The sequence below is a fragment of the Roseivivax halotolerans genome (assembly GCF_900115815.1).
GTDB lineage: Bacteria > Pseudomonadota > Alphaproteobacteria > Rhodobacterales > Rhodobacteraceae > Roseivivax > Roseivivax halotolerans.
In genome coordinates this window covers 163,470-182,158 of record NZ_FOXV01000003.1, presented here as the reverse complement: position 1 = coordinate 182,158, position 18,689 = coordinate 163,470, and the positions used below count along the sequence as shown (strand labels likewise).

The following is an 18,689-nucleotide window of genomic DNA, read 5'->3' as shown; positions in this document are numbered from 1 at the left end:
GCACTTGCAGCATAAGCAACCAGGGAGCGGGCGATGAAGGACATTCTGCGCGAACTCGAGGAGCGGCGCGAAGAGGCGCGGCTCGGCGGCGGGCAAAAGCGCATCGACGCGCAGCACGGCAAGGGCAAGCTCACTGCGCGCGAGCGGATCGATCTCTTGCTCGACGAGGGCTCCTTCGAGGAGTTCGACATGTTCGTCGCCCATCGCTGCACCGATTTCGGAATGGAAGAGCAGCGTCCCTATGGCGACGGCGTCGTGACCGGTTGGGGCACGATCAACGGCCGCATGGTCTATGTCTTCAGCCAGGATTTTACGGTCTTCGGCGGCTCTCTCTCGGAAACCCATGCCCAGAAGATCTGCAAGATCATGGACATGGCGATGCAGAACGGCGCACCGGTGATCGGTCTGAACGACTCGGGCGGCGCGCGTATCCAGGAAGGCGTGGCGAGCCTTGCGGGGTATGCCGAGGTCTTCCAGCGCAATATCATGGCTTCGGGTGTGATCCCGCAGATCTCCGTCATCATGGGCCCCTGCGCGGGCGGGGCGGTCTACAGCCCGGCGATGACCGACTTCATCTTCATGGTGAAGGACAGCTCCTACATGTTCGTGACCGGCCCTGACGTGGTGAAGACTGTCACCAACGAGGTCGTCACCGCCGAGGAGCTGGGCGGGGCCTCGACCCACACCAAGAAATCCTCTGTCGCCGATGGCGCGTTCGAGAATGACGTGGAAGCCTTGGCCGAAGTGCGGCGGCTCGTGGATTTTCTGCCGCTCAACAACCGCGCCGCGGTGCCCGAACGTCCGTTCTTCGACGAGCCGGGGCGGCAGGAAAGCTCTCTCGACACGCTCGTGCCCGAGAACGCCAACACGCCCTACGACATGAAGGAGCTGATCCTGAAGGTCGCGGACGAGGCGGATTTCTACGAGATTCAGGAAGACTTCGCCAAGAACATCATCACCGGCTTCATCCGTCTCGAAGGGCGCACGGTGGGCGTTGTCGCGAACCAGCCGATGGTGCTTGCGGGCTGCCTCGACATCGACAGCAGCCGCAAGGCCGCGCGTTTCGTGCGGTTCTGCGATGCCTTCGAAATCCCGATCCTGACCTTCGTCGACGTGCCCGGATTCCTGCCGGGGACGGGCCAGGAATATGGCGGCGTCATCAAGCATGGTGCGAAACTTCTCTTCGCTTATGGCGAGGCGACGGTGCCGAAAGTTACGGTCATCACCCGCAAGGCCTATGGCGGGGCTTACGACGTGATGGCCTCCAAGCACCTGCGCGGCGATTTCAACTACGCCTGGCCGACGGCAGAGATCGCGGTGATGGGCGCGAAGGGTGCGACCGAGATCCTCTATCGCTCCGAGCTGGGCGATGCCGAGAAGATCGCGGCGCGAACGGCCGAATACGAGGATCGGTTCGCCAACCCGTTCGTCGCTGCCGAGAAGGGGTTCATCGACGAGGTGATCCAGCCGCGCTCCACCCGGAGGCGGGTGAGCCGGGCCTTCGCGTCGCTGCGGGGCAAGAAACTGCAAAATCCGTGGAAGAAGCACGACAACATTCCCCTCTGAGCGAATCAAGTCGATCCGGGGGAGGCGCCCAATCCATTGGCAGAATGCGAAAAAATTATGCTTGCTAAAAACCCCTTCACACGCCAAGGTTCCTGGCAACGCCAAGAAGAGGCGATGTTTTTTCAACGTTTCCCAAGTGTTCGTCGTCTCTTCATGCAGCGGTCTCAAGCTGCACTCTTGGCACAGGATGCGGGACTGTCCCGCCCATCAGCAGCCCCGGCGGGAGGAGCCCTGAAAAGGGGTCGGGGCTGCACCACCTTCCTGACATCCGCTTTGATCGCGCTCGCCGGACCGGCCGTCGCGCTGGAAGATCCCATCGAGTTGCCGTCCGGCCGCGTCGTCGAGTTTCAGGAATTGCGCTTCGAGGTCAGCGAGAGCGACGACGCGCTGCTCCGCTTCCGGTTCGTCTCGGACGAGCTGGCGGAGACCGAGCTGGATCTTGAGCGCCTTTCCGCCGACATGGACCATCTTTGCTCGGAAATCGCACTGCCATCGGTGCCGGGCGAATACCCCGATCCGAACCGGATCATCATCTCCATCGGCTCGGAGGCAACCGAATTCGGAGTGTCCCGGCCCGATATCGTGCAGGTCTTCGAGGCCTACAGCATCGAAGATGACCGCTGCATCTGGGAGGCCTTCTGATGCTTCCACCAGATTTTGTGCATTCTGATGGAACCTATCGCGGTTCTGCGGCTTTCGCACCACAGGACGCACCGTTTGAAGGGCACAGATGTATTCGCGCCGGGCTTTCAGTTATGGTGGAGAGCGATTGTCACAGAGCAATCGCAACCTCGACTGGACAAGGCGCGACGACTGAGGCAGCGTCCGGCTATCCATCACGGAACAACAGGAGACAGAAATGTCCAAGAGCATCAAGCTTCTTTCCCTCTTCGCCGTTGTCGGCACCGTCGCAGCATGCGGCCAGCAGGCAGCTGAAGAAGAATTTGTGGTCGTCGAACCCGCGCCGATCACGCAAGAGCCGGTCTACACCGGCAAGTACAAGTAATTCGGCAACGGGGCGGCTTCGCGCCGCCCCGCTCCACGGCCCCGCGCGGCACCTCTTTGAAGGGGTGGGCCGATGATCAAGCACCGCGGGTTTCCGGGACGACTGCCCGGAACGGATTTCCAATTTACAATTCGCCGGGCCAATCCTAAGGGTGCTACCCCGATCACGAAGCGTGAGCGCTTTGCAGATCGCCGCGCCCCCGACCGGCGCGCGGATCTGTGGTTCATGGCCGCGCTCTGGGAGCAGTTCGGCGCAGAGCCTTTCGAGCGCGGAAACCTCGATGCGGGCCGTTTGTCCTGGCTCTTCGGCCGCGAAGTTCTGCCCTATGACGATCCGTTCGATCCCACCGATTACGACGCCCGTCTCATCATCGACGAGCGCGCCGCCCGCGCTTCCTTTCCCGACGCCTTTGACGGGGATTTATGGGCATGATCCTGCCGAGCGTCCCTTCCGATGCGCGGGTTGAAGCCGATACGAGCGCTCGCCTCAAAGTAAGGTTTGCGCGTCGCGAAATCGGTGTCAGCGTTGATATGTCCCCGATGGGGTCGCACTTGGTGAGGCGCTCCCCAGCGCCGCTCACTCACCGTTACCCTTCCCCTTCCGGGCGGACTGGTCCATCCCCGAACTGGCCGCCCGGATTTTTTCCCGGGTTAGCAGCATCCTTTAAGCCGGTTTTCGCCAATTCTCGCGAAAATCGTCGAATTCGCTGGAACTCTACGTCTTTTTCGCCAGTTATGGCATTATCTGAATGTAAAAGCGCTTCCAGGGAGCATTTATCATGCGTCACATCGCAAAAATTTCCGCAGTTTTCGCCCTTCTCGGTCTCGCCGCTTGTGGCGACACGCTCGGTGAGCAAGCCCTCATCGGCGGCGCAGCAGGTGCAGGCACCGCTGCCGCAACGGGCGGTGACGCAACGACCGGTGCGGTCGTCGGCGCAGCCGGTAACGTCGCCTACTGCCGGACCTACCCGAGCCGCTGCTGATCGCGGCCGGGCCGCGTCGCGCGGCCTGACAGACAGACTTTCCAAGGCCACCCCGGCACGCGCCGCGGGTGGCCTTTTTCGTGCTCAGGCCGCATCCGGGGAGGCACAAGCCCCGGCGGTCCATCAAGAGGGACGCTCATGTTCAAGAAGATCCTGATCGCCAACCGGGGCGAGATCGCCTGCCGGGTCATCAAGACCGCCCGCGAGATGGGCATCAAGACCGTCGCGGTCTATTCCGACGCGGACAAGAACGCGCTGCACGTGGAGATGGCCGACGAGGCCGTTCATATCGGCCCGCCGGCGGCGAACCAGTCCTATATCGTGATCGACAAGATCATGGACGCGATCCGCCAGACCGGCGCGGAGGCCGTGCATCCCGGATACGGCTTCCTGTCGGAGAACCCCAAATTCGCCGAAGCGCTCGAGGCCGAGGGCGTTGCCTTCATCGGCCCGCCCAAGGGCGCGATCGAGGCGATGGGAGACAAGATCACCTCCAAGAAGCTCGCGCAGGAGGCCGGGGTCTCGACCGTGCCGGGCTATATGGGGCTGATCGAAGATGCCGAGGAGGCGGTGAAGATCTCCTCCGAGATCGGCTATCCGGTGATGATCAAGGCCTCCGCTGGCGGCGGCGGCAAGGGGATGCGGATTGCGTGGAACGACGAGGAAGCCCGCGAAGGGTTCCAGTCCTCCAAGAACGAGGCGGCCAGCAGCTTTGGCGATGACCGCATCTTCATCGAGAAATTCGTCACCCAGCCGCGGCATATCGAGATCCAGGTTCTGGCCGACAGCCACGGCAATTGCATCTATCTCAACGAGCGCGAATGCTCGATCCAGCGGCGAAACCAGAAGGTTATCGAGGAGGCGCCTTCGCCGTTCCTCGACGAAGAGACGCGCCGCAAGATGGGAGAGCAGGCCTGCGCGCTGGCCGAAGCCGTCGGCTACACCAGTGCCGGGACGGTCGAATTCATCGTCGACGGCAACAAGAACTTCTACTTCCTCGAGATGAACACGCGCTTGCAGGTCGAGCATCCGGTGACCGAGCTCATCACCGGGATCGACCTTGTCGAGCAGATGATCCGCGTCGCCAATGGCGAGAAGCTGGCGCTCGCGCAAAAGGACGTGACCATCAACGGCTGGGCCATCGAAAGCCGTCTCTACGCCGAGGATCCCTATCGTAACTTCCTGCCCTCCATTGGCCGGCTGACCCGCTACCGCCCTCCCGAGGAGGGCCCGCTCGGCGAGGGGATGGTGCGGAACGATACCGGCGTCTTCGAAGGCGGCGAGATCTCGATGTATTACGATCCGATGATCGCCAAGCTCTGCACCTGGGGGCGCACGCGCGGCGAAGCGATCGAGACCATGCGTACCGCGCTCGACGCGTTCGAGGTCGAAGGTATCGGGCACAACCTGCCGTTCCTGTCGGCGGTGATGGACCATCCCAAATTCGCCAGCGGCGACATGACGACGGCCTTCATCGCGGAGGAATATCCCGAGGGGTTCGAGGGCGTGACGCTTTCAGACGACGCGTTGCGGCGCATCGCGGCAGCGACGGCGGCCATGAACCGAGTGGCGGAAATTCGGCGCGCGCGGGTCTCGGGGCGGCTCGACAATCACGAGCGGCATGTCGGCTCGGAGTGGAACGTCGCGCTTCAGGGCAATGATTACGACCTGACCATCGAAGCGGATCGCGAGGGCGCGACGATCCGTTTCGCGGATGGAAAGGAGCACCGCGTCACCGGCGACTGGACGCCGGGAGATCAGCTTGCCCGGATGCAGATCGACGGACAGGCGCTCGTGATGAAGATCGGCAAGATCTCGGGCGGGTTCCGCGTGCGCTCCCGCGGGGCGGATCTGCGCGTGCACGTCCGCACACCCCGTCAGGCCGAGCTTGCCCGGCTCATGCCCGAAAAGGAGCCGCCCGACACCTCCAAGATGCTGCTCTGCCCGATGCCGGGCCTCATCGTGAAGATCAACGTCGAGCCCGGCGACGAGGTTCAGGAAGGCCAGGCGCTCTGTACCGTCGAGGCTATGAAGATGGAGAACATCCTGCGCGCCGAGAAGAAAGCCGTGGTCTCCAAGATCAATGCCGGGCCGGGCGACAGCCTTGCCGTGGACGACGTGATCATGGAATTCGAGTGAGGCGATGACGCGCCCGGCGCCACACCCGCGACCTGCGAGGCCTTCGGCTCAGTCCCGCAAGGTGCCTTGCCGGTCGCGGATTTCCTGCTGGCGCACGGGCAGCTTGTCGATGGAGCGCGAAAGCTCGCGCACGCTCCAGGGGAAAGGCTTTCGCAGTACGCGCGTGCCATCCTTGGCGATGAGCACCAGCATGAAGCCGCGCGGCCTGAGCTCGCGCCGGATCTCCGTGGAAAGCGCCGGGTCGGTGTCGGTCAAGACGACGACGTCACGATCGATCAGCGCGTCCGTGCGATCGGTGATGTACTGCATCTGCTCGACATATCGCGGGTCGGCGGGATTGTCCGCGAAGACGATGAGCGGGCGCTTGAGCCACTCGAACTCGGATAGCGAGCGGCCTTCGGCGCTTTGGATCAATTCATCTGTATCGGAACCGGCTTCTGCCGCCAGGAGGGGCGAGGCGAGGAGCGACAGGGCGAGGGCGGTTGCTGTAGCGATGCGCGTCATGTTTGGGAATATATGCGCGGATCCTCGCCTTTCTAAGCCCAACATGCCCCCAGACCACGAAAACTTTAACGTTAAGGCGACGCTCATAGCGAAGCGGGCAGTCTCGGCCGTGTCCACGGGACCGGGCGGAGGCTGCGTTCATGAAGATCGTTCTGCATCTGGGCGCGCATCGCAGCGCCTCTACGACCTTCCAGCGCTATGCGCGGGCAGAGGCTTCGGCGTTGCAAGGCCGGAACATCGGTTTCTGGGGGCCGTGCCGAACGCGCAAGGGGCTCTTTCACGGGATTGCCGAGGGCGGGCGAGACAGGGATCGCGGCCGGGTGCGGCTCGCGGCGGAGCGGGTGGCCTCGTGCGGCATAGAGACCTTGCTGGTCTCGGACGAGAACATGATCGGCACGATGCGGCGGAATATCCGCACGGCGGAGCTTTATCCCGATATCGGTCAGCGTCTCGCGCGGTTCGGGGCGGCTTTTGGCCCGGTGACGCGCGCGGTGCTGCAAGTGCGGTCGCTCGAGATGTACTGGGCTTCGGCGATGGCGGTCTCCGTCTCGCGCGGCATGGGGCTGCCTTATCCCGAGACGCTGATCGACCTGTCGGTCAGGGCACGTGGCTGGCGCGGCGTGATCGAGGATGCCGCTGCGGCGCTGCCGGAGACGGAGCTGGTGGTGACCACCTTCGAGAATTTCGCGGCCCGGCCGGATCGGCTGATGGCGCTGGCAACGGACTGGTCGGACGCGCCGCGCGACCGGGCGAGGCTCTGGATCAACCGCTCCCCGTCGCGGTCCGAGCTTGCCGAGACGCTCGCGGCGCGCGGCGTGCCGGCCTGCGCGCTCGGGCCGGGGCAGGGGCGGTGGACGCCCTTCACCCAAGGGCAAGCGATGGCGCTCCGCGAGACCTACCAGGACGACCTTTTCTGGCTCAGGGCCGGAGCAGGCGGGCTTGCACGATACGAGGAAGATCCGAACGGGCGAGAACCGGCAATCGGCCGTCCGCCCTCGTCAGAGAAGAGAGGACGATACGATGACGGCCAAGATCGAAGATTGGCGGGCTCTGGCTGAAAAAGAGCTCAAGGGCAAATCCCCCGACAGCCTCGTCTGGAAGACGCTGGAGGGCCTCGATATCAAGCCGCTCTATACCGAGGCGGATGTCGAGGGGCTGGAGCACCTGGGCTCGCTTCCGGGCTTGGAGCCGTTCACGCGCGGCGTGAAGGCGACGATGTACGCGGGCCGTCCCTGGACGATCCGGCAATATGCGGGCTTCTCCACCGCCGAGGAATCGAACCGGTTCTACCGCCGCGCGCTCGATGCGGGTCAGCAGGGCGTCTCCGTGGCTTTCGACCTTGCGACGCATAGAGGCTATGACAGCGATCATCCGCGTGTCGTGGGCGATGTCGGCAAGGCAGGCGTCGCGATCGATTCCGTCGAGGATATGAAGGTGCTGTTCGACGGTATTCCGCTCGATCAGGTGTCGGTTTCCATGACGATGAACGGCGCGGTGATCCCGGTGCTGGCAAGCTTCATCGTGGCAGGGCAGGAGCAGGGCCACGACACCAAGGTGCTGTCGGGCACGATCCAGAACGACATTCTCAAGGAGTTCATGGTCCGCAACACCTACATCTATCCGCCGGAGCCCTCTATGCGGATCATCGCGGACATCATCGAATACACCGCCAACGAGATGCCGCGCTTCAACTCGATCTCGATCTCCGGCTACCACATGCAGGAGGCCGGCGCGAACCTCGTGCAGGAGCTGGCCTATACGCTGGCGGACGGCAAGGAATATGTCGAGGCGGCCATCGCGCGCGGCATGGATGTGGACCGCTTCGCCGGGCGGCTCTCGTTCTTTTTCGCCATCGGCAAGAACTTCTTCATGGAGGCCGCGAAGCTGCGCGCGGCGCGGATGCTCTGGCACCGGATCATGACCGATCTCGGGGCGAAGGAGGCGCGCTCCAAGATGCTGCGGACCCATTGCCAGACCAGCGGCGTCAGCCTGGCCGAGCAGGATCCCTACAACAACGTCATCCGCACCGCCTACGAGGCGATGAGCGCGGTGCTTGGCGGCACGCAGTCGCTGCATACCAACGCGCTCGACGAGGCGATGGCGCTGCCGACGGACTTCTCCGCCCGGATCGCGCGCAACACCCAGCTCATCCTGCAAGAGGAGACGGGGGTCACGAATGTCGTCGATCCGCTTGCGGGCTCCTATTACGTCGAACGGCTGACCCATGACCTGGCCGAAAAGGCCTGGGCGATGATCGAAGAGGTCGACGAGATGGGCGGCATGACCAAGGCGGTCGAAAGCGGGATGCCCAAGCTCCGCATCGAGGAGACCGCCGCCCAGCGTCAGGCCAAGATCGACCGCGGCGAGGACGTGATCGTCGGCGTGAACAAGTACCGGCTCAAGAAGGAAGAGGATCTCGACATCCTCGACATCGACAACGCCAAGGTGCGCCAGTCCCAGGTCGAGGCGCTTGAGCGGATCCGCGCCAGCCGCGATCAGGACGCATGTGACGCGGCCCTGGCGGAGGTCGAACGGGTCGCGAAAGAGGGTGGCAACCTTCTCGAGGCGGCGGTCGAGGCCGCGCGCGCACGGGCCAGCGTAGGAGAGATTTCGATGGCGATGGAAAAGGTGTTCGGCCGCCACCGGGCCGAAGTGAAGACGCTCGCCGGTGTCTACGGCGCGGCCTATGAGGGCGACGAAGGCTTCGCGGCGATCCAGAAATCGGTGGAGGATTTTGCAGAGGCCGAAGGGCGCCGGCCGCGCATGCTGGTCGTCAAGATGGGCCAGGACGGGCATGACCGGGGTGCCAAGGTGATCGCCACGGCCTTCGCCGATATCGGGTTCGACGTGGATGTCGGCCCCTTGTTCCAGACGCCCGCCGAGGCCGCGCAGGACGCCATCGACAACGACGTGCACGTGATCGGCATCTCGAGCCAGGCGGCCGGGCACAAGACGCTGGCGCCGCAGCTCATAGAGGCGTTGAAAGCGGAAGGGGCCGAGGACATTCTCGTGATCTGCGGCGGGGTGATCCCGCAGCAGGATTACGACTTCCTGAAAAAGGCCGGGGTGAAGGCGATCTTCGGGCCGGGCACGAATATTCCCGAGGCGGCGCAGGACATCCTGAAGCTGATCCGGGAGGCGCGGGGGATCTGAGCCTTTCAGCCCTTTGAACGGCGTGTCCGGGCGCGGAACAAGGCCGCAGGCCGCCGCGCCATCGCCGGGCCGCCCCGGAGGCCCGGCGATTTGGATGGGCCAGCGCTTCGTTGCGATCTTGACCTGACTTTGCTGGGATAAAGCGAGAGGCTCGACGGTCAGGATCGCCGGACCGCGGCCCGCCCGTGGCGCGGCGGCGCGTTACTCCGCCGCCTTCGCCTTCTCGGCCTTTTTCGCGTCGCGCACCTTCTCTGCAAGGTCGCGGGCGATGGCGAAGGTCCCTTGGATCTTGTCCTTCTCCTTCGCCCAGTCGCGGCGCACGACGATCTTGTTGTCCTTGACCTTCGCAAGCCCGTTCTGCGCCTTGATATACTCCACGAGGCCTTCGGGGGAGGCGAACTTGTCGTTGTGGAACTGGATCGTCGCGCCTTTCGGCCCGCCATCGAGCTTGGAGATCCCGGCGCGTTTGCACATCGCTTTGATCCGCACCACGAGGAGGAGCGTGTTCACCTCGCGCGGCAGCTTGCCGAACCGGTCGATGAGCTCGGCCGCGAAGCCTTCGAGCTCGACCTTCGTTGTGAGCGACGAAAGCCGCCGGTAGAGGCCGAGTCGCACGTCGAGATCGGGCACGTAATCCTCGGGGATCATGACCGTCACGCCGAGATTGATCTGCGGCGACCATTGCTCGTCGATCTCGGACAGGCCCTCGACCTCGCCCGAACGGATCTTGGAAATCGCCTCTTCCAGCATCGACTGGTAAAGCTCGTATCCCACGTCGCGCATCTGGCCGGACTGCTCTTCGCCCAGAAGATTGCCTGCGCCGCGAATGTCGAGATCCTGGGAGGCCAGCGTGAAGCCCGCGCCGAGCGTGTCGAGCGAGGACAGGACGCGCAGGCGTTTCTCGGCGGTGGCGGTCAGGCGCTTGCGCGGCTCGGTCGTCAGATACGCGTAAGCACGCGCTTTCGACCGGCCCACACGGCCCCGGATCTGGTAAAGCTGCGCGAGACCGAACATGTCCGCGCGGTGCACGACCATCGTGTTGGCGGTGGGAATGTCGAGGCCCGATTCCACGATCGTCGTCGCCAAAAGCACGTCGTACTTGCCGTCGTAGAAGGCATTCATCTTGTCGTCGAGCTCTCCGGCCGCCATCTGGCCATGCGCGACCACGTAGGACAATTCGGGCAGCTGCTCCTTCAGAAACTCCTCGATCTCGGCGAGGTCGCTGATCCGGGGGCAGACATAGAAGCTCTGGCCGCCGCGGTAATGCTCGCGCAGAAGCGCCTCGCGGATCGTGACCGCGTCGAACTCGCTGACATAGGTCCGGATCGCAAGACGATCGACGGGGGGCGTGCCGATGATCGACAGATCGCGCACGCCCGAGAGCGAGAGCTGCAGCGTGCGCGGGATGGGCGTCGCGGTCAGTGTCAGGACATGGACGTCCGTCCGCAGTGCTTTCAGCCGCTCCTTGTGGGAGACGCCGAAATGCTGCTCCTCGTCGACGACCAGAAGCCCCAGATTCTGGAACTTCACGTTCTTCGACAGAAGTGCATGGGTGCCGACGACGATATCGACTGTGCCTTTCGTGAGCCCTTCGCGGGTCTTCGAGGCCTCGGTCGAGGAGACGAAGCGCGACAGCGCCCGCACTTCGAGCGGGAAGCCCCGGAAGCGTTCTGCGAAACTCTGGAAATGCTGGCGGGCGAGCAGCGTCGTCGGCGCGATGACCGCGACCTGGGTGCCCGACATCGCCGCGATGAACGCCGCGCGCAAAGCCACCTCGGTCTTGCCGAAGCCCACATCGCCGCAGATGAGCCGGTCCATTGGGTGGCCCGAGGTCATGTCGGTAACGACATCTTCGATCGCGCGCAGCTGGTCGTCGGTCTCGGGGTATGGGAAGCGCGCGAGAAACGCATCCCACGCGCCTGTCGGCGGCTCGAGCACCGGCGCTTTCCGAAGCGCGCGTTCGGCGGCGATGCGGATGAGACGATCCGCCATCTCCTTGATGCGTTCCTTGAGGCGCGCTTTCTTGGCCTGCCACGCGCCGCCGCCGAGCTTGTCGAGGAGGCCCTCCTCGTGCCCGTAGCGGGACAGGAGCTCGATATTCTCGACCGGCATGTAGAGCCGCGCCCCTTCGGCATATTCGAGAAGCAGGCATTCATGCGCGGCGCCAGCGGCGGTGATGACCTCCATCCCCTGGAAGCGACCGATGCCGTGATCGACATGCACAACAAGATCGCCCGGAGACAGCGATTGCGCCTCGGTCAGGAAGTTCTCTGCCCGGCGCTTCTTTCGGGGGGCACGGATGAGCCGGTCGCCAAGCACGTCCTGCTCGGAGATGAAGGTGATATGGCCCTTCTTGTCGCCCCACGGCCCTTCGAAGCCATGCTCGAGCGCCCAGACCGCAAGGTGAAGGCCGCGCTTGCCGATCCGCGTGCCGTTGGCGATCTCGATCGCTTCGCCGAGACCCTCGTCCTCGATGAGCCCGGAGAGGCGCTCGCGTGCGCCCTCGGAATAGGAGGCGATGACGACGGGGCCGTCCTCGAGTTTCTTCTTCACATGATCGGCGAGGCTGCCGAAAAGGCTGATGCTTTCCTGCTGGCGTTCCGGTGCGAAGTTGCGGCCGAGACGCCCGCCTGCATCGGCGGTGTTCGGCCCCGAGGCCTGCGGCAAGGGAGAGAGCTGCACGCGGCGGCGGCCCGCAACGGCCGTCTCCCAAGCCTCGTCATCAAGGTAGAGAAGCTCGGGCGGGGCCGGTTTGTAAACGCTGTCGATCCGGCTTTTTTCCTGCATCGCGATCTTGCGCGTCTCGTACTGGTCGGCGATCTGCTCCCACCGTGCGATGCGCGCGGGCGTCGCCTGCTCGTCGAGAAGAAGCGGCGCGTCCGGCAGGTAGTCGAAGAGGGTCTCTAGCCGCTCGTGGAAGAACGGCAGCCAGTGCTCGATCCCCTGGTGCTTGCGCCCCGCGCTCACCGCCTCGTAGAGCGGATCGTCCGTGCCTGCCGCGCCGAACTCGATGCGGTAGTTCTGGCGGAACCGGGTGATGGCGGCCTCGTCGAGGATCACCTCGGAGACGGGCGCGAACTCCACGACCGACAATTTCTCGGTCGTGCGCTGCGAGACCGGATCGAACCGGCGCGCCCCGTCGAGGACATCGCCGAAGAGATCGAGCCGCACAGGCCCGCCTTCGCCGGGCGGGAAGACGTCGATGATGCCGCCACGGATCGCGTAATCTCCGGGTTCGGTAACGGTCGGGGCCTGGCTGAAGCCCATGCGGACGAGGAAGGCGCGCAGGGCCTCTTCGTCGATCCGCCCGCCGACCTCGGCGGTGAAGGCCGCCTCGCGCAAGATCTCACGGGCCGGGATGCGCTGGGTCGCGGCGTTGAGCGTTGTCAGCAGCACGAAGCGGGTCGGCGCGCCGTGCACAAGCGCGGCGAGCGTCGCCATCCGCGCGGCCGAGATGTCGGCATTCGGCGAGACCCGGTCATAGGGCAGGCAATCCCAGGCGGGGAAGGACAGGACCGGCATCGAGGGATCGAAGAAGGCCAGCGCCTCCGCCATGCGCGCCAGACGCTTGTCGTCGCGCGCAACGAACATCACCGGGCCGTCGCGCGTCGCCACCTCGCGCAAGAGAAGGGTCGCGTCGAAGCCTTCCGGCGCGCCGCCCATGAGGATTTGCGTATCACCTGCCATAGCGCGCCAAATGGCCCGCGCGCGGGCGCGCGTCAACCGCCGAAGGGGCCGACCACCATGTTCTGATACATGCCCCAGAGCGCGGTGATGAAGATCGCCACCATGCCGATCGCCTGCACGCCGATCCGGTGCCGTGTCAGCCGGCGCCTGAGGTCAGGGCCGGACAGGCTCCGCGCCCGTATCACATGCGCCGAGCGCAAGGACAGAAGACCGACAAGCGACATCGGAAAGCCGAGAAGGAACAGGGCCTGCGCGAACTCGACGCCGAACCAGAAGCCCGCGACACAAAGCGCCGCGAGCATGAACGTGCCGATCGCCGTGATCCACAGGCCCGCCTCTGCCGCGATGTAGAGGAGGCGATTGACGTTGATGCGGACCATGTCCTCAAGGTCGGCCTCTGACTCGCCGCCCATGCGCGCCGCGCGGCCCACCATGTCGTAGGGCACGCCCAGCACCCAATGGCTGGCGGTCGACCACATGACGGCAAGCGCGATCCAGAACCAGAGGTTCGAGAACGACCGCAAGTCGATCACTTCCATGACTGTGAGATGCCAGTCCAAACCTGCCCCACGCGCTCGTCTTTGTGCCCGAACCGTTATTCCTTGTGTGGAAGACCACTGCAATGGGCCGCGACGCCATTGGCGCGATTGACCGACGCGGCGTGGTTCCGGGCCACAGGGTGGGCGCGGGCTGGACTTCCGGGGCAGGGCTGTGCATCCCCTATGTCCCAAGACAATGTTTCCGAAGGTGCCCTCCGATGCAGCCGCTTCACGCTCCGTTCCCCGCCACGCGGTTCCGCCGCCCTCGAAAGAGTGCCGCGCTGCGCGCACTTGTCCAGGAGACGCAGCTCGCGCCGTCCGATTTCATCTGGCCGGTCTTCGTGCGCGATGGCGAGGGCGTGGCGGAGCCCATCGCCTCGATGCCCGGCGTGAGCCGTCTGTCGGTGGACAAGGTGGTGGAGGCCGCCCGCGAGGCGCATGCGCTGGGCATTCCCGCGATATGCCTCTTTCCCTACACCGATCCGAGCCTGAAGACGAAGGATTGCGCCGAAGCCTGGAACCCCGAGAACCTCTCGAACCGGGCGACCCGCGCCATCAAGGAAGCGGTGCCCGAGATCGCCGTGATGACCGATGTCGCACTCGATCCCTACAATATCGACGGGCATGACGGGTTCGTGGAAGACGGGGTGATCGTCAATGACCGCACGGTCGAGGCGCTGGTGAAACAGGCGCTCTCGCAGGCGGAGGCCGGGGCCGACATCATCGGCCCGTCGGACATGATGGACGGGCGGATCGGCGCGATCCGCGCCGCGCTGGAGGCTGAAGGACACCGCGATGTCTGCCTTCTGAGCTATGCCGCGAAATACGCCTCGGCCTTCTACGGCCCGTTCCGCGATGCGGTCGGTGCATCGGGCGCGCTCAAGGGGGACAAGAAGACCTACCAGATGAACCCCGCCAACCGCGACGAGGCGCTGCGGCTCGTCGCCCGCGATCTCGAGGAAGGCGCGGACATGGTCATGGTCAAGCCCGGCATGGCCTATCTCGACATATGCGCGGCGGTGAAGCAGGCCTTCGGCGCGCCGACCTTCGCCTACCAGGTGTCGGGCGAATACGCGATGCTGGCCGGCGCGGCGGATCACGGCTGGCTCGATCGCGACCGGGTGACGCTCGAAAGCCTGATGGCGTTCAAGCGGGCCGGGTGCGACGGGATCCTGACCTATTTCGCTCCTGCCGCCGCAAAACTCCTCAACGGCTAGCGGTTTCATGCCGAAAAAAGCCCAATATCGGGTGACAGCGCGCCGTATTCGGCGTAGTTTCGCCGTGACCCGGCATCAGATCGGGGGGCTTTCGCCCGCACGACGAGGCTTCAGATAAAAAGAGCAGATGACATGACCAATTTTTCCCGGCGCGGCTTTACCCTCGGTCTCGGTGCTACGGGCCTTGTGGCCGCTTGCGACAACGGGGTCGGATCGACCGGCCCGGCGCGGATCGACGCGCGGGTCGATGCGACGCTGAACACGCTTTACTCCCAATATCCCGGCACGACCCAGCTTCGCGAGAAATCCTCGGGTATCCTCGTGATGCCACTTGTGACCGAAGCGGGGCTCGGCATCGGCGGGGCTTATGGCACCGGCGCGCTGCGCGTCGGCGGTGTGACGGTAGATTACTACTCGGTCGCGAAAGCCTCGGGCGGCTTGCAGATCGGCGCGCAGCAATACGCGCATGTGCTGTTCTTCATGACGCAGGAAGCGCTGTCGAATTTCCGCCGCTCGCCGGGTTGGTCGGCAGGCGCCAACGTGGAATACGCGATCCCCGAAGGCGGCGAGACGCTTTCGGCCGAGACATTGACCTCCACCTCACCCGTTATCGCGGTGATCTTCGGTCAGGCTGGCCTTCGGCTCGGCGCGACCCTCGAGGGATCGAAATACACGCGGATCATTCCGTAAGGCGGACAATCAAGCCGAAACGGAAAGGCCGGGTCGCTGACCCGGCCTTTTTGCTGCTTACGCGCGGCGGCGGCGGCGTCCACCGGCCCGGCCGCCTTCGGCGGCGGCGCCCGGCGCGCGGTTGAACTGGATCCAGGCCGCGCCGGAGGCGTCGTTGTCGGTGAGGAAGTTGGCGGCGCGGATCGCTTCCATTTCCTTGCCCGCTTTCGGCAGCGTCGAGCCGAGGCCGAACATTTGGCAGAACGCCTCGTCGTCCATGTCTGCGGGCAGGGCGATCCCGGCCGCTTCGACTTCGGCGCGCTTCTCGGCGATCTTGGAGGCGGGAACGGGCAGGGCGATCGGGTTCATGATCGCGGAGGTCATGCCCGAGGCGATCGCCATCGGCAGGAAGGCGTTGTTGATGCCGTGGCGGTTGGGCAGCCCGAAAGAGATGTTGGAGGCCCCGCAGGTCGTGTTCACGCCAAGCTCGTCGCGAAGGCGGCGGACCAGCGTGAAGACCTGAAGGCCGGCTGTCGCCATCGCGCCCACGGGCATGACCAGCGGATCGACGACGATATCATGCGCGGGAATGCCGAAATCGGCGGCGCGCTCGACGATCTTCTTGGCAACCGCGAAGCGCACGTCGGGATCTTCGGAGATGCCGGTATCGTCGTTGGAGATCGCCACGACCGGCACGTTATACTTCTTCACCAGGGGCAGGATCTCTTCGAGCCGTTCTTCCTCGCCGGTCACGGAGTTGACGAGCGGGCGGCCATTGGCGGTCTCGAGCCCAGCCTCCAGAGCGCCCGGCACGGAGCTGTCGATGCAGAGTGGAATGTCCACGAGGCCCTGCACGAGCTCGATCATCTTCCGCATGAGCGGCGGCTCGGTCTCGTTGGGGTTCGGGTTGGAATTGTAGACAACGCCCGCGTTCACATCGAGCACCGTCGCCCCGGCGGCGGCTTGTGCCAGCGCGTCCTTCTCCACGGTCGAGAAATCGCCCGCTTCGAGCTCGGCGGCGAGCTTCTTGCGGCCGGTCGGGTTGATCCGCTCGCCGATCACGCAGAACGGCTGGTCGAATCCGATGATCGCGGTCTTCGTCTTCGACTCGAGAATGGTGCGGGTCATGGCGTCAGGGCTCCTGTTGGTCTCATGAGGCGGTCGAGCGCGGGCTCGAGCGCGGGATCGTTGAAATCTTCTATGGTCAGATGCGCGCCGGCCTGGCGGAGCGCCCTGTCATCAAGGCTAGACCGGATGCCGATCGTGTAGGCCCCCGATCCGCGGGCGGCGCGCGCCCCCGAAGGACTGTCTTCGAAGGCGAGCGCCAGGGTCGGACTCACGTCGAGGCGGCGCAGGGCCTCCTGGTAGGGGTAGGGGTCCGGTTTCGATTTCGGGCATTCATCGCCGATCACGAGCGTATCGACAAGCTCTGCGAGGCCGAGTGCGCCCAGCATCGCGTCCGCGTTGGCCCGCGGGGCGTTCGTGACGACGCCCACCGCCCAGCCCGCACCCCGCGCCCGGCGCATCAGCGCCTCGCCGCCCGGCATCGCCGGCACGTCGCCCTCCGCTAGGCGGGCGCGAAACCGCGCTTCCTTTTCCTCGCCGAGCGCATGCGGATCCTCATCCGGGAATGCGTCCGAGAAGATCGCCACATTCGAGCGGCCATGCACCCGCGCGAGGTAATCCTCGTGCGTGAAGTCCTGCCCGCGCTCACGGTGAATCTCTGCGAAGACCTCCACGTGAAGCGGGTCCGAGTGGATGAGGGTTCCGTCGAGATCGAAGAGAAGCGCGGGCATGAGGTCCTTCGTTCAGAGGCTGGCTTGCGCGGGGGCGTCGGCCATGACGCCCTGCACCCATTCCGCGCTCTGCTTGATGCCGCCGAGCGGGAAGATATGCGCCGCTTCGATCAGGCTGCCCGGGTTCGCCGCCTTGTGTTGCGCAAGCTCCAGCGCCACCTCGTCGGGCGTGTAGGGCAGGACGAGCTTGGTGACGTCCATCGCGCGCTTCTGCAATACGCGCAGCGAGGGGCCGACACCGCAGGCGATGGCGAACTTGATGAGCGTCTGCAGCTTCGCGGGGCCGGCGAGGCCGACATGGACGGGCAGGGTCACGCCGTTCTCACGCAGGCGATCGGTCCAGTCGATGATCGGCTGGGCCTCGAAGGCAAATTGCGTGGCCATCGCCATCTTCGCATCGGTGCGCTCGGTGAAGGCCTGTTTCCAGCGCGCGGCCTCCATGACCGAGCGCTCGCTGCCATCGGCGTCGATATCGCGGTTGCCCTCGGGGTGACCGGCGACGTGCAGGCGGTCGAAGCCGGCCTTGTCGAATAGCCCGGTCTCGAGAAGCTGCATCGAGGAATGGAAGTCGCCATGCGGCTCGGACACGCCGCCTGCGAGAATGAGGCCCTGATGCACGCCCGCCTCGCCCTGGTACCGGGCGATCCAGTCTGCGAGGGTTGCCTCGTCCTTGATGATGCGCGCGGGGAAGTGCGGCATCACGGTAAATCCGTCATTGGCGAGCCGTCTGGCAGTCGCGACCATGTCCTCGATCGGCGTGCCGTCGATATGGGCGATGTAGATGCGGGTCTCGGGGGCGAAGAGGGCGCGGAAATCCTCGACCTTCTCGGCGGTGCGCGGCATCACCTCCACCGAGTGACCGGTGAGGAAAGAGGCCAGATGATCGCCACCGCGCCGTGCGGCGGACCTGGATTTCGTGCGGAAGGGGAGAAGCGCCATGAAGACCTCCGTCGCGCGCCGGACCGGGTTTCTAGTTCCGGCCATGGTTGTCGATCAGGGCCTTGAGGCGGGTCTGATCGTAATCCGCTTCGATCCGCGCAGCCTCGGCGGCGGCGGCATCGGCGGGGCTGCCATCCACGGCATAAGGTGTGCCCTTGCGCCATTCGGCGAGGTAGGCATCGGTCTCCGCTGCGCCCGATTTCATCGCCGCACGGTCGATCGCCTGCTCGAAACGCTCGGGCAGCTGGACCTTCTCGGCGCGGCGCCCCTTGCCCACGATGACCTGGGCAGGGATGTCGCGCCAATAAACGATGGTGACGTCGGGCATGGAGCGGAGTTCCTTTGACGTGATGCGGCTTCTCTATCGCGCGCGCTCCGTGGCCAAGGGTCGGATTTCGACACTCAAGACCCCGCAGGCGACGTCGGCTATCATACGTGGTTGAACCGCGGGGGCCACAGCCGGGGATCGGAAAACGGCTCAGCCTTTCGATG

17 protein-coding genes are annotated in these 18,689 nt (G+C 65.0%); 10 read left to right on the top strand and 7 right to left on the bottom strand.

What is annotated here, in order from left to right:
- The first annotated feature begins 33 nt into the window (after positions 1–33).
- The 6 genes from BM171_RS05885 (at position 34) to BM171_RS05865 (ending at position 5,693) form a co-directional block, all read left to right on the top strand.
- On the top strand, positions 34–1,566 hold the full coding sequence (locus tag BM171_RS05885; RefSeq protein ID WP_093009904.1) for an acyl-CoA carboxylase subunit beta: 1,533 nt from the start codon (positions 34–36) through the stop codon (positions 1,564–1,566).
- A gap of 273 nt (positions 1,567–1,839) precedes the next feature.
- Positions 1,840–2,208, top strand: a complete 369-nt coding sequence (locus BM171_RS05880; RefSeq protein ID WP_093009903.1) for a DUF6497 family protein — start codon at positions 1,840–1,842, stop codon at positions 2,206–2,208.
- 217 nt (positions 2,209–2,425) lie between these two features.
- Positions 2,426–2,572 carry a hypothetical protein gene (locus BM171_RS18875; protein ID WP_172974993.1) on the top strand — a complete coding sequence of 49 codons (147 nt, stop codon included), beginning with the start codon at positions 2,426–2,428 and terminating at the stop codon, positions 2,570–2,572.
- 72 nt (positions 2,573–2,644) lie between these two features.
- Complete coding sequence (locus BM171_RS05875) at positions 2,645–3,004, top strand: hypothetical protein (RefSeq protein WP_093009902.1); 360 nt, start codon at positions 2,645–2,647, stop codon at positions 3,002–3,004.
- A 346-nt stretch (positions 3,005–3,350) separates the two neighbouring features.
- The gene (locus BM171_RS05870; RefSeq protein ID WP_093009901.1) at positions 3,351–3,554 is read left to right on the top strand and encodes a hypothetical protein; all 204 of its coding nucleotides are present in this window, start codon (positions 3,351–3,353) and stop codon (positions 3,552–3,554) included.
- Between the two features lie 138 nt (positions 3,555–3,692).
- Positions 3,693–5,693, top strand: coding sequence for an acetyl-CoA carboxylase biotin carboxylase subunit (locus BM171_RS05865; protein ID WP_093009900.1), 2,001 nt, complete (start codon positions 3,693–3,695; stop codon positions 5,691–5,693).
- Positions 5,694–5,741: 48 nt separating this feature from the next.
- Here the strand turns inward: BM171_RS05865 and BM171_RS05860 are convergent, their stop codons facing one another.
- Positions 5,742–6,197 (bottom strand): DUF4174 domain-containing protein, encoded by a 456-nt coding sequence (locus BM171_RS05860; RefSeq protein WP_093009899.1) that lies wholly within the window; start codon positions 6,195–6,197, stop codon positions 5,742–5,744.
- Positions 6,198–6,337: 140 nt separating this feature from the next.
- Between BM171_RS05860 and BM171_RS05855 the strand changes: the two genes are divergently transcribed.
- Positions 6,338–7,255 carry a hypothetical protein gene (locus tag BM171_RS05855; protein WP_093009898.1) on the top strand — a complete coding sequence of 306 codons (918 nt, stop codon included), beginning with the start codon at positions 6,338–6,340 and terminating at the stop codon, positions 7,253–7,255.
- Positions 7,218–9,350, top strand: a complete 2,133-nt coding sequence (scpA, locus tag BM171_RS05850; RefSeq protein WP_093009897.1) for a methylmalonyl-CoA mutase — start codon at positions 7,218–7,220, stop codon at positions 9,348–9,350. Before BM171_RS05855 ends, scpA begins: the two co-directional genes overlap by 38 nt.
- A 201-nt stretch (positions 9,351–9,551) precedes the next feature.
- Here the strand turns inward: scpA and mfd are convergent, their stop codons facing one another.
- Both mfd and BM171_RS05840 read right to left on the bottom strand, forming a co-directional pair.
- The gene (gene mfd / locus BM171_RS05845) at positions 9,552–13,037 is read right to left on the bottom strand and encodes a transcription-repair coupling factor (protein ID WP_093009896.1); all 3,486 of its coding nucleotides are present in this window, start codon (positions 13,035–13,037) and stop codon (positions 9,552–9,554) included.
- A 32-nt stretch (positions 13,038–13,069) separates the two neighbouring features.
- Entirely contained in the window at positions 13,070–13,597 is a 528-nt protein-coding gene (locus BM171_RS05840; RefSeq protein ID WP_093009895.1) for a component of SufBCD complex, read from the bottom strand.
- A gap of 197 nt (positions 13,598–13,794) precedes the next feature.
- On the opposite strand from BM171_RS05840, the gene hemB reads away from it, so the two are divergent.
- Both hemB and BM171_RS05830 read left to right on the top strand, forming a co-directional pair.
- Positions 13,795–14,793: a porphobilinogen synthase gene (gene hemB, locus BM171_RS05835; protein ID WP_093009894.1), complete on the top strand. Its 999-nt coding sequence runs from the start codon at positions 13,795–13,797 to the stop codon at positions 14,791–14,793.
- 132 nt (positions 14,794–14,925) lie between these two features.
- Positions 14,926–15,483, top strand: coding sequence for a lipid-binding SYLF domain-containing protein (locus tag BM171_RS05830; RefSeq protein ID WP_093009893.1), 558 nt, complete (start codon positions 14,926–14,928; stop codon positions 15,481–15,483).
- A 57-nt stretch (positions 15,484–15,540) separates the two neighbouring features.
- On the opposite strand, the gene BM171_RS05825 is transcribed toward BM171_RS05830, so the two are convergent.
- Genes BM171_RS05825 through BM171_RS05810 form a run of 4 tightly spaced genes read right to left on the bottom strand, consistent with a single transcriptional unit; the run spans position 15,541 to position 18,525 of the window.
- Positions 15,541–16,590 carry a dihydropteroate synthase gene (locus BM171_RS05825; RefSeq protein ID WP_093009892.1) on the bottom strand — a complete coding sequence of 350 codons (1,050 nt, stop codon included), beginning with the start codon at positions 16,588–16,590 and terminating at the stop codon, positions 15,541–15,543.
- A complete protein-coding gene (locus BM171_RS05820) occupies positions 16,587–17,258 on the bottom strand; it encodes an HAD family hydrolase (protein WP_093009891.1) in 672 nt (223 codons plus the stop codon). Before BM171_RS05820 ends, BM171_RS05825 begins: the two co-directional genes overlap by 4 nt.
- 12 nt (positions 17,259–17,270) lie before the next feature.
- Positions 17,271–18,197: a methylenetetrahydrofolate reductase gene (locus BM171_RS05815; protein ID WP_093009890.1), complete on the bottom strand. Its 927-nt coding sequence runs from the start codon at positions 18,195–18,197 to the stop codon at positions 17,271–17,273.
- A 31-nt stretch (positions 18,198–18,228) separates the two neighbouring features.
- Complete coding sequence (locus tag BM171_RS05810; RefSeq protein ID WP_093009889.1) at positions 18,229–18,525, bottom strand: virulence factor; 297 nt, start codon at positions 18,523–18,525, stop codon at positions 18,229–18,231.
- Positions 18,526–18,689: the final 164 nt, after the last annotated feature.